At 58.7% G+C, this 11,127-nt stretch carries 11 protein-coding genes; 3 read left to right on the forward strand and 8 right to left on the reverse strand.

The annotated features are described in order from the left end of the window. Positions 1–172: 172 nt before the first annotated feature. Entirely contained in the window at positions 173–1,198 is a 1,026-nt protein-coding gene (gene tsaD / locus ACIQU2_RS11840) for a tRNA (adenosine(37)-N6)-threonylcarbamoyltransferase complex transferase subunit TsaD (RefSeq protein WP_046045367.1), read from the forward strand. Positions 1,199–1,221: 23 nt separating this feature from the next. On the opposite strand, the gene plsY is transcribed toward tsaD, so the two are convergent. Further along, entirely contained in the window at positions 1,222–1,791 is a 570-nt protein-coding gene (gene plsY, locus ACIQU2_RS11845) for a glycerol-3-phosphate 1-O-acyltransferase PlsY (RefSeq protein WP_403140735.1), read from the reverse strand. A 74-nt stretch (positions 1,792–1,865) separates the two neighbouring features. On the opposite strand from plsY, the gene folB reads away from it, so the two are divergent. Further along, positions 1,866–2,222, forward strand: a complete 357-nt coding sequence (gene folB / locus ACIQU2_RS11850) for a dihydroneopterin aldolase (RefSeq protein ID WP_008008297.1) — start codon at positions 1,866–1,868, stop codon at positions 2,220–2,222. Further along, entirely contained in the window at positions 2,213–2,731 is a 519-nt protein-coding gene (folK, locus tag ACIQU2_RS11855; protein WP_282481823.1) for a 2-amino-4-hydroxy-6-hydroxymethyldihydropteridine diphosphokinase, read from the forward strand. The genes folB and folK overlap by 10 nt, the downstream gene beginning before the upstream one ends. A gap of 108 nt (positions 2,732–2,839) precedes the next feature. Here folK and ACIQU2_RS11860 read toward each other — a convergent pair whose 3' ends face one another. The 7 genes from ACIQU2_RS11860 to apaG all read right to left on the reverse strand — a co-directional run bounded on the left by ACIQU2_RS11860 (position 2,840) and on the right by apaG (position 11,009). Continuing rightward, positions 2,840–4,069 (reverse strand): multifunctional CCA addition/repair protein, encoded by a 1,230-nt coding sequence (locus ACIQU2_RS11860; protein WP_347803165.1) that lies wholly within the window; start codon positions 4,067–4,069, stop codon positions 2,840–2,842. A gap of 63 nt (positions 4,070–4,132) precedes the next feature. Next, a complete protein-coding gene (locus ACIQU2_RS11865; RefSeq protein WP_347803164.1) occupies positions 4,133–5,695 on the reverse strand; it encodes a SpoVR family protein in 1,563 nt (520 codons plus the stop codon). After that, complete coding sequence (locus ACIQU2_RS11870; protein ID WP_095127215.1) at positions 5,692–6,963, reverse strand: YeaH/YhbH family protein; 1,272 nt, start codon at positions 6,961–6,963, stop codon at positions 5,692–5,694. Before ACIQU2_RS11870 ends, ACIQU2_RS11865 begins: the two co-directional genes overlap by 4 nt. A 202-nt stretch (positions 6,964–7,165) precedes the next feature. After that, complete coding sequence (locus ACIQU2_RS11875; protein ID WP_033056218.1) at positions 7,166–9,088, reverse strand: PrkA family serine protein kinase; 1,923 nt, start codon at positions 9,086–9,088, stop codon at positions 7,166–7,168. Between the two features lie 296 nt (positions 9,089–9,384). Beyond that, positions 9,385–9,714 (reverse strand): thiosulfate sulfurtransferase GlpE, encoded by a 330-nt coding sequence (gene glpE, locus ACIQU2_RS11880; protein ID WP_347803163.1) that lies wholly within the window; start codon positions 9,712–9,714, stop codon positions 9,385–9,387. Positions 9,715–9,747: 33 nt separating this feature from the next. Next, on the reverse strand, positions 9,748–10,629 hold the full coding sequence (locus tag ACIQU2_RS11885; protein ID WP_403140742.1) for a symmetrical bis(5'-nucleosyl)-tetraphosphatase: 882 nt from the start codon (positions 10,627–10,629) through the stop codon (positions 9,748–9,750). Beyond that, positions 10,629–11,009: a Co2+/Mg2+ efflux protein ApaG gene (gene apaG, locus ACIQU2_RS11890; RefSeq protein WP_008147202.1), complete on the reverse strand. Its 381-nt coding sequence runs from the start codon at positions 11,007–11,009 to the stop codon at positions 10,629–10,631. Before apaG ends, ACIQU2_RS11885 begins: the two co-directional genes overlap by 1 nt. Positions 11,010–11,127 lie beyond the last annotated feature (118 nt).

Consider the following 11,127-nt stretch of genomic DNA (forward strand, 5'->3'; position numbering starts at 1 on the left):
GTCAACATCCTCGTGGCCAAAGAGCCCTTGAAGACGTCGGTTTTTAAGGGTTGCGGATGTTAACCCCTCATCGCTCGGAATGCAAAGCCTCTGATCGAAAACCGCTGGTCGGGGCATCCCATGGCGACTATTATGCGCGCCTTCGAATTCAGCCTAAACAAGGCGCAAACCCATGCTAGTACTGGGATTAGAAACCTCCTGCGACGAAACCGGTGTCGCATTATATGACAGCGAACGCGGCCTGCTGGCCGACGCGCTGTTCAGCCAGATCGACCTGCACCGCGCCTATGGCGGGGTCGTGCCGGAGCTGGCCTCGCGTGACCACGTCAAACGCATGCTGCCCTTGATTCGTCAGGTGTTGGCCGAAGCTGACTGTGTGCCGACCGAGATCGACGCCATCGCTTATACCGCGGGTCCTGGCCTGGTCGGTGCCTTGCTGGTGGGCGCCTCTTGCGCTCAGGCGCTGGCCTTCGCCTGGGGGATTCCGGCGCTGGGTGTGCACCACATGGAAGGTCACCTGCTGGCGCCGATGCTGGAGTCGCAACCACCGGAATTCCCGTTCGTCGCTTTGTTGGTGTCTGGCGGTCATACGCAACTGGTTCAGGTCGACGGGATCGGTCAATACACGCTCTTGGGCGAGACCCTCGACGATGCCGCCGGTGAAGCTTTTGACAAGACCGCGAAGATGATGGGGCTCAATTATCCGGGTGGTCCGGAAATCGCTCGGCTGGCGGAGCAAGGAGTTGCAGGGCGTTTCACTTTCCCGCGCCCGATGTGCGACCGTCCAGGACTGGCTTTCAGTTTCAGTGGCTTGAAAACCTTCGCCCTGAACACCTGGCAGCAGAGCGTCAGCGCCGGGGACGACAGCGAGCAAGCCCGTTGCGACATCTCGCTGGCGTTCCAGCAGGCCGTGGTGGAGACTTTGACCATCAAGTGCAAGCGTGCCCTGAAACAGGCCGGTATGAAGCGTCTGGTGATCGCTGGCGGCGTCAGCGCCAACAAGGCACTGCGTACCTCACTGGAGAAGATGCTCGGCGACATGAAGGGCGATGTTTTTTATGCTCGTCCGGAGTTCTGCACCGACAACGGCGCGATGATTGCCTTTGCCGGCTGCCAGCGTTTGCAGGCCGGTCAGCATGAAAGCCTGGCGATCAGCGTGCAGGCGCGTTGGCCGATGGAGCAATTGTCGGCGCTGTGATGAGCGGCGCTCATGCCCGGTAATTAAAAATGCCGTTCGCGCCCGGCAAACAGGTCGCGTAGATTGCCCCGATGACGCCAGACAATCAGTCCCGTGAGTGCGCTCATGGGCAGCAGTGCCGCCGGTTCTTGCCAGGCCAGCAGCGGCAGGGTCAGGGGTGTGGCGATCAAGGCCGCCAGTGAGCTGGTGCGAGTAAGGTAGAACGTCAGCAGCCAGGTGCAGACCGCCAGCAGTGCGGCGGGCGGGTAGAGGCCCAGCAACATGCCGGCAGCAGTGGCGACACCCTTGCCACCGCGAAAGCGAAAGTACAGCGGGAACAGGTGACCGATAACGGCACAGACGCCGATCCAGGCCTGTTCTTGAGGCGAAAGGTCCGCAACGCCGGCGATCAGTACGGGTAGCAGGCCTTTGAAGAGGTCCCCGAGCAAGGTCAGGACGGCGAGTTTTTTGCCGGCCAGGCGCAACATGTTGGTGGCACCGGCATTGCCCGAGCCACTCATTCGCGGATCGGGGTTACCGGTCAGGCGGCTGAGCAAAATGGCGAAGGACAGAGAGCCGAGCAGGTAGGCGAGGGTCGCCAGTAACCAAAACATGCTAACTATTCCGGGCGAGGACGCCCTGATTCTAACGGCGCATTGCGCCCTTGTCGTGCAGCGGAGAAGAGTGCTTGGACAGAGTGTTTATCGAGGGCCTGGAAGTCGACACCGTGATTGGTGCCTACGACTGGGAGCGAGGCATCCGACAGTGCTTGCGTCTTGATCTGAGTTTCGCCTGGGATAATCGCCCGGCCGCCGCCGGTGATGACCTGACGCTGGCGCTCGATTACGCCAGTGTGTCGTCGCGTATCCAGGCTTTTGCCGAGCAGGCGCAGTTCCAGCTGGTCGAGACCTTCGCCGAGCGTCTGGCTGAAGTGCTGATGAGCGAATTCAACATCACCTGGATGCGGCTCAAGCTGACCAAGCCAGGCGCCATCCCGGCTGCCACGGGTGGTGTGGGCGTGGAGATCGAGCGCGGATGTCGCTGACTCAGGTGTTTCTCGGGCTCGGTAGCAATATTGAGCGCGAATCCCATTTGCAGGCTGGCCTGGAAGCCTTGGCAGGTTTTCTGGTGGATATACGCTGCTCGGCGGTGTTCGAAAGCCAGCCGGTGGGGATCAAGAGCGGGCCATTCTTCAATTTTGTGGTGTCGGCTTTTACCGATTTGCCGCTGATGGAGCTCGATCGCCGGCTGAAATTCATCGAGGCGGACAACGGCCGTTATGCGCCGGACCGCAAGGGTTTGCCGCTGGATATCGACGTGCTGCTGTTCGGCGATCTGGTAGGCAACTTCGATGGCTTGATTCTGCCGCGGGCAGAAATTCTGAAAAATGCCTTCGTGCTGTGGCCGTTGTCGCTGATTGCGCCGGATCGCGTGCATCCGGGTGTAGGCAAGAGCTTTGCGGCGTTGTGGCGCGAGGCGCAGATTGACCAGGTGTTGGCGCCGGTGGCGTTTGAATGGCGCGGTGAGCAGTTGACCCCTTCAAATTTATTGTGAAGCGGGTGACGCCATCGCGAGCAAGCTCGCTCCCACCCTGGATTGTGTGAGCACCAGAGATCCAATGTGGGAGCGAGCTTGCTCCGGGCGGCGATCCGACGATGCTTTTCAGGCAGGCGCAGCGTCTTTGTAGGCCTTCAGCGCCTTGAGCCGCTCACGCTTGATCGCCTCGCCCAGCTCCGGCCCTTTGAATCCCTTCTCCAGCAACGGCTGAACTGCCACGGTCCGAGCAGCATTCGCCGCCCCCCGCAAATAATCAGCCTGTGGATAACTTCGCTGTTCCAGGCCTTTACGTCCACGCGCGTCCATCTCGCACGCGGCGATAAATTCCTCGAACCGCTGCGGCCGACGGTAAACGTCGAAACTCTGCAGCAACTCTAGCAACGTCGACGGCTTCAGCTCCAGGGCGCGATGGCCGTGGGTGTGATATTCGCCCACCAGCAGAGCCAGTTCCTGACAGTCCTTCGGTGCCTTGAAGCGTTCGTTGACCGCTTTGATCAGCTTCAAGCCCTTGTGCTCGTGAGCAATGTGTCGCGGCCACTCCTCCTCGGGCGTCAGTCCCTTGCCGAGGTCGTGCAGCAGGCAGGCCCAGCGCACGGTGAGTGATTGTTTGTGCTGCGCCGCTTGCTCCAGCACGCTCAAGGTGTGCACGCCCGTGTCGATTTCCGGGTGGTGGGCCTCCGGTTGCGGTACGCCGAACAAGGCATCGACTTCCGGCATCAATACCTTGAGAGCGCCACACTCGCGCAGCACTTCGATGAACACCTGTGGCTGATCTTCCATCAGGGCGCGGGAAATTTCCTTCCAGCTGCGTTCGGCGGTCAAGGCTTCCAGCTCACCTGACTCGCTGAGTTGGCGCATCAGTTCCACTGTCTCTGGCGCAACGGTGAAACCAAGCCCCGCATAACGAGCAGCGAAGCGGGCAACACGCAAAACCCGGAGCGGATCTTCGGCGAACGCGGGGGAAACGTGACGAAGCAAGCGCGCCTCGAGATCGCGCTGGCCGTGGTAAGGATCGGTCAGGTTCTGCTGATCGTCTTCGGCCATGGCATTGATGGTCAGGTCACGACGGATCAGGTCTTCTTCGAGGGTAACTTCGGGGCTGGCGTGAAAGGTAAAGCCGCCGTAACCGCGTCCGCTTTTGCGCTCGGTGCGGGCGAGGGCGTATTCCTCACCGCTTTTGGGGTGAAGAAACACCGGGAAGTCCGCGCCCACCGGGCGAAAGCCCTTGGCGAGCATTTCTTCCGTGGTGGCGCCAACCACAACCCAGTCGATGTCGGTGACAGGCTTGCCCAGCAGGCGATCACGTACCGCGCCGCCGACTTTATAAATCTGCATAAAAAACCTCCGTTAGCCCGACAGAATAACCTTTGCGTCGAACCTCCGGAGGCAGAAACAGGATCAAAGATGGATGACAGCGAGGTCCAGTCGGCCGTAATCCCCCTCGCTGTGTTCACCTCTGGGTGGGACATGATGGACTTTCATCACCTGGTCCCCTTGCAGGGTTTCCAGATGAATATCGAAGCCCCAGAGGCGATGCAGGTGTTTGAGCACTTCCTCGGTGGACTCGCCCAGCGGTTTGCGGTCGTGTTGCTGGTGACGCAAGGTCAGCGAGCGGTCACCACGCCGGTCGATGCTGTAGATCTGCACGTTGGGTTCACGATTGCCGAGGTTGTATTGCGCCGCCAGGGTTTCACGGATGATGCGGTAGCCACCTTCGTCATGAATGGCCGGGACCAGCAGATCGTCCTTCTGGTCGTCATCAAGAATGCTGAACAACTTCAGGTCACGGATCACCTGGGGTGACAGGTACTGCAGGATGAAGCTCTCATCCTTGAAGCTGCTCATGGCGAACTTGATGCTCGACAGCCAGTCGGTGCCGGCAATCTCAGGGAACCAGCGGTAGTCCTCTTCGGTCGGGTGTTCACACATGCGGCGGATATCCCGGTACATGGCAAAACCCAGGGTGTAGGGGTTGATGCCATTGTAGTAGGGGCTGTCGAAGCCGGGTTGATAGACCACGCTGGTGTGGGACGTCAAAAACTCCATCATGAAGCCGTCGGTCACCAGGCCTTCGTCATACAGGTCGTTCATCAGGGTGTAATGCCAGAACGTGGCCCAACCCTCGTTCATCACCTGAGTCTGACGTTGCGGGTAGAAATACTGAGCGATCTTGCGCACGATCCGCACGATTTCCCGCTGCCATGGCTCCAGCAGCGGTGCGTGTTTTTCGATGAAGTAGAGGATATTTTCCTGAGGTTCGGCGGGGAAGCGCGCGTTGTCCTTGTCGCTGTACTTGTCCGCACCTTTTGGAATGGTCCGCCACAGATCGTTGATCTGTTTCTGCAAATGCTCTTCCCGATCCTTTTGCCGGCGACGTTCTTCTTCGGCGGAAATCGGATAGGGGCGTTTGTAGCGATCGACCCCGTAGTTCATCAGGGCGTGGCAGGAATCCAGCAGGTCTTCGACCGCGTCGATACCGTGGCGCTCTTCGCACTGCATGATGTATTGCTTGGCGAAGACCAGGTAATCGATGATCGAACTGGCGTCAGTCCAGGTGCGGAACAGGTAGTTGCCTTTGAAAAAGCTGTTATGCCCGTAGCAGGCATGGGCGACGACCAAAGCCTGCATGCAGATGGTGTTTTCTTCCATCAAATAGGCGATGCACGGGTCCGAGTTGATCACGATTTCGTACGCCAGCCCCATCTGGCCGCGAGAGTAGGATTTCTCGGTGCTGAGGAAGTGTTTGCCGTAGGACCAATGGTGATAACCCAGGGGCATGCCGACGGAGGCGTAGGCGTCCATCATCTGCTCGGCGGTGATCACTTCAATCTGGTTGGGGTAAGTATCGAGCGCGTAGCGAGCCGCCAGACGACTGATTTCTTTGTCGTAGGCCTGAATCAGCTCGAACGTCCATTCGGAGCCGGTGGAAATGGGTTGGCGCTTCTGCTCTTTGGCGGTCATGTCACTAACCTGCGCTGGAAGAGTTCACGGAAGACCGGATAGATATCCCCGGCCGAGACCAGTTGTTGCTGGGCAAAAGTGTCAGAGAAGGCTTCGGCGATGCGTTCGTACTCGAACCACAAGGCCTGGTGTTCGCGCGGGGTGATCTCAACGTAAGTGTAGTACTGCACGAACGGCATGATCTGGTTGATCAGAATGTCGCGGCAGATTGGCGAATCGTCGTTCCAGTTATCGCCGTCGGAGGCCTGGGCGGCATAGATATTCCACTCATTGCTCGGATAGCGTTCGGCCATGATCTCCTGCATCAGTTTCAAGGCGCTGGAAACGATGGTGCCGCCGGTTTCGCGAGAATAGAAAAACTCCTCTTCGTCCACTTCCCTGGCACTGGTGTGGTGGCGGATGAACACGACGTCGATCTTGTCGTAGTTACGCTTGAGAAACAGGTACAGCAGGATAAAGAAACGCTTGGCGATGTCCTTGGTCGCTTGGGTCATGGAGCCGGACACGTCCATCAGGCAGAACATCACTGCTTTGGAGCTGGGGTTGGGTTGCTTGATGAGCAGGTTGTACTTGAGGTCGAAGGTATCGAGGAACGGTACGCGATGAATGCGCGCGCTGAGTTTTTCGATTTCTGCTTCGATTTTCTGAATATCGCCGAAGTTGTCCGGTTCATCCCGCTTCAATCGCAGCAGTTCTTCTTTGGCTTCGCGTAATTTTGCCCGGCTGCTGCCAGACAGGGCGATTCGCCGTGCATGGGCCGAGCGCAAGGTGCGGATGATGTTGATCCGCGACGGATTGCCCTCGTTACTGATCCCGGCACGAACGGTCTTGAAGGTGTCGGTGCCAGTCAGGTTGCGCTTGACCAGGTTCGGCAGCTCAAGGTCCTCGAACATGAATTCAAGGAATTCCTCCTGGGTGATCTGGAAGACGAACTCGTCCATCCCTTCGCCCGAGTTGCCGGCCTTGCCGGGGCCTCTGCCGCCGCCACCTCCGGGCGGGCGGGCAATGTGCTCGCCGCTGGTGAACTCCTTGTTGCCCGGGTGCACGACGGTCTGCTTGCCACCGCGACCGTGGTGAAGCACCGGCTCGTCAATGTCGCGGCCGGGGATGCTGATCTGTTCGCCGTGTTCCATATCGGTAATGGAGCGCCGGCTGACCGCCTCTTCGACAGCCTTTTTGATGTGATCACGGTAGCGCCGCAGAAACCGCTGACGGTTCACCGTGCTCTTGTTCTTGCCATTGAGACGTCGGTCGATCACATAGCTCATGACTGCTCCTTAGAAGCTGTCCTGAAAGGGGCGAGCGGTTATGCAGCATCGACGGTGCCAAGGGATGTTCACGCTCCCCCAAGCGCTTTTGGACGCTGCCTGAACCTCGCTACCGACTTTCGAACACCTCCCAGAAGTCTGTGTAACAGAAAATGAGTACACAGGCCTCTGGCTGACGACAACCGGTCTGACCGGCAGCGGGTTATTGTGATTTTCTGACCCGCAGGTACCACTCGGACAGCAGTCGAACCTGTTTGTCGGTGTAACCCCGCTCGACCATCCGTGTGACGAAGTCGTTGTGCTTCTGCTGGTCCTCTTTGCTGGCCTTGGCGTTGAAGCTGATGACGGGCAGGAGGTCCTCGGTGTTGGAGAACATTTTCTTCTCGATGACCACCCGCAGTTTTTCGTAGCTGAGCCAGGTCGGGTTCTTGCCGTTGTTATTGGCCCGGGCGCGCAGTACGAAGTTGACGATTTCATTGCGGAAATCCTTCGGATTGCTGATTCCGGCCGGTTTTTCGATTTTCTCCAGTTCTTCGTTCAGCGCTACGCGGTTGAGGATCTCGCCGGTTTCCGGGTCGCGGTATTCCTGGTCCTGGATCCAGAAGTCGGCGTACAGCACATAGCGATCGAAGATGTTCTGGCCATACTCGCTGTAAGACTCGAGGTAGGCGGTCTGGATTTCCTTGCCGATGAACTCGATATAACGCGGTGCCAGGTACTCCTTGAGGAAGCGCAGATAGCGTTCGCGGGTTTCCGCCTGGAATTGTTCCTGTTCGATCTGTTGTTCCAGCACGTAAAGCAAGTGCACCGGGTTGGCAGCAATTTCGTGCGGATCAAAGTTGAACACTTTCGACAGGATCTTGAACGCGAAGCGGGTCGACAAGCCGTTCATGCCTTCGTCGACACCCGCGTTGTCGCGGTATTCCTGGATCGACTTGGCCTTCGGATCGGTGTCCTTGAGGTTTTCGCCGTCATACACGCGCATCTTGGAGTAGATGTTGGAGTTTTCCGGCTCTTTCAGTCGCGAGAGTACGGTGAACTGGGCAAGCATCTTCAGGGTGTCAGGCGCGCAGTGAGCCTTGGCCAGGGAACTGTTGAACAAGAGCTTGTCGTAGATCTTCACTTCGTCGCTGACCCGCAGGCAGTACGGCACTTTGACGATGTAGATCCGGTCGATGAAGGCTTCGTTGTTCTTGTTGTTGCGGAAGGTGTGCCATTCCGATTCGTTGGAGTGGGCCAGCAGGATCCCGGTAAACGGAATTGCCCCCAGACCTTCGGTACTGTTGTAGTTGCCTTCCTGAGTGGCGGTCAGCAGTGGGTGAAGCACCTTGATCGGTGCCTTGAACATTTCGACGAATTCCATCAGGCCCTGGTTGGCCCGGCACAGTGCGCCCGAGTAGCTGTAGGCGTCGGCATCGTTCTGCGGGAACTCTTCGAGTTTGCGGATATCGACCTTGCCCACCAGCGCCGAGATGTCCTGGTTGTTTTCATCTCCCGGCTCGGTTTTGGCCACTGCGATCTGGTTGAGGATCGACGGATACAGCTTCACCACACGGAACTGGCTGATGTCGCCGCCGAATTCGGCGAGGCGTTTGGTAGCCCATGGCGACATGATGGTGTTGAGGTAGCGCCGTGGAATGCCGAAGTCTTCCTCGAGGATCGCGCCATCTTCAGTGGCGTTGAACAGACCCAGAGGTGATTCGAATACCGGCGAGCCCTTGATCGCGTAGAAGGGCACTTTCTCGATCAGCTGTTTCAGCTTCTCGGCCAGGGACGATTTACCGCCACCCACAGGGCCGAGCAAATAGAGAATCTGTTTCTTCTCTTCCAGGCCCTGAGCGGCATGGCGGAAATACGACACGATCTGGTCAATGCATTCTTCCATCCCGTGGAAGTCTTCAAAGGCCGGATAGCGGCGGATTACCTTGTTGGAAAAGATTCGCGACAGCCTCGAGTTGGCCGAGGTGTCGAGGAGCTCCGGTTCACCGATGGCCAGTAACAGACGCTCGGCGGCGGAGGCGTAGGCGCTACGGTCGCTTTTGCACAGCTCAAGATACTCTTGCAGCGAGAGTTCTTCCTGGCGTGTGGACTCGAAGCGTTGTTGGAAGTGGCTAAAGATACTCATGACGTCACCTCGCTCGATACGTGGAGCCGACGCCGGATCATTCAGTCGATGCTGGCAGCGACCGAATATGCAGTCGCTGTTTACCCCCCAGAACTCTTTCGAAGCTGACTACCCCGAAAGCTACTCCCGATGACCCGCGCGCCGGTGTACCGGCTCTCCCCTGTTTTGGATGGCCTGCGCTTAAGGATAGTTGGGAATTCGGGAGGTAAAGGCGAGATACGTAATTAGTTGTGGCAGACCGTTCGTCTGCCACCGCGCGAGCCCGCGGGGACCGGGGCTTGCGCGTTACAAAAAAATTATTCGCAAGTGCCTTGCGCCGTTTCCGAAGGGTAAGTCGTACGCCACAGCTCAAAACCGCCATCCATGCTGTAGACGTCGGAGAAGCCCTGACTAATGAGGTACGCAGCGGCGCTCTGGCTGGAATTGCCGTGGTAGCAGACGACCACGGTCGGTGCGTCGAGGTCGGCAGCGCGGATGAAATCCGAGATGGAGTGGTTATCCAGATGCTTCGAGCCGGCGATGTGCAGTGCGGCAAAGGTCGCTGGGTCGCGAACATCGACCACCACCGCGCCTAGTTCGCGCAGGGCCTGGGCCTGTTCCGGGGGGATACGTTTGAATTCGCTCATTGCGGGCTCCTGTGGCTCGGCTGAAAGCGCAGTCTAGCGCGGGGCGCTTGCTGACGATGGTTCGGGGATAAGTGCGGCGACTGGCGGCAGGGCAAGGCCATGCTCGTCGCATTTGCAAGACAGGCGTTCACCGCTGTCGACATTCATGAGGGTCAGTGCGCCACCCCAGACACAACCGGTGTCGAGGGCCGAGATGCCCGGCTCATTGCATCGGCCTTCCAGAGCGGCCCAGTGGCCGAAGATGATCTTCAGGCCCTTGGTCTTGCGCTCTTTGTGCTGAAACCAGGGTTTGTAGCCCGGTGGCGCATTGTCGAGGCCTTCCTTGCTTTTGAGGTCAAGCTTGCCCTCGGCGGTACAAAACCGCATGCGGGTGAAATAGTTGGTGATCACCCGCAGGCGTGTCACGCCTTTGAGGTCGTTGTCCCATTTCGCCGGATCGTTGCCGTACATGCCATCGAGGTAGGGCGGCAACAGGTTGTCATCGCGCAATGCAGTCTCGACTTCGGCGGCATACTTCAAGGCCTTGCGCAGTGACCACTGGGGCGGAATGCCAGCATGTACCAGGGCGACATCGCGCTGTTCGTCGTAATGCATGAGCTTTTGCTGACGCAGCCACTCCAGCAGTTCCGCGCAATCGGGCGCCGCGAGAATCTCGAGCAGGGTGTCGGACTTCTTCAAGCGTTCGATGTTTTTCCCTGCCGCCAGCAAGTGCAGGTCGTGGTTGCCGAGCACGCATACCAGCGATTCGCGGATGCTATGGAGGAAGCGCAAGGTTTCCAGGGACTGCGGCCCACGGTTGACCAGGTCGCCTACCAGCCACAGACGATCCCGTGTCGGGTCGAAGGCGACCTGCTTGAGCAGGCATTGCAATGCTTGAAGGCAGCCTTGCAGATCGCCGATGGCGTACGTTGCCATCAGTGCAGGGCTCCGGGCACCGCCAGGCGGAATGGGGCGATGATGGCGTCGAAGTGTTTGCCGTCGTCGGCAACCATTTCATAAGTGCCCTGCATCGTGCCGACCTTGGAGGTCATGACGGTGCCGCTGCTGTAGGTGTGGCTCTCGCCCACCTCGATTAATGGTTGCTGGCCAACAACGCCGGCGCCGCGAACCTCCTCGACATGCCCGTCACCGTCGGTGATCACCCAGTGCCGCGACAACAGCTTGGCCGGTAGCTCGCCATTGTTGTGCACGGTGATGGTGTAGGCGAAGGCAAAGCGGTTTTGCTCGGGTTGCGATTGTTCTGCCAGATAGCGGGTGACGACGCTGACGTCGACCTGGTAACGAGGATCGGACATGCAAGAGGCCTTAAACGAAGCGGAACGCGGGGCGTAGCTGATGGAGATCAGTCTAGGCCAAGTATCGGGTAGTAAACCAGACATGAAGGCTGGTGTCCTACCCGATAACGCTCATAGC

The organism is Pseudomonas sp. NPDC098740 (assembly GCF_044760065.1).
Taxonomy (GTDB): Bacteria; Pseudomonadota; Gammaproteobacteria; order Pseudomonadales; family Pseudomonadaceae; genus Aquipseudomonas; species Aquipseudomonas rossensis.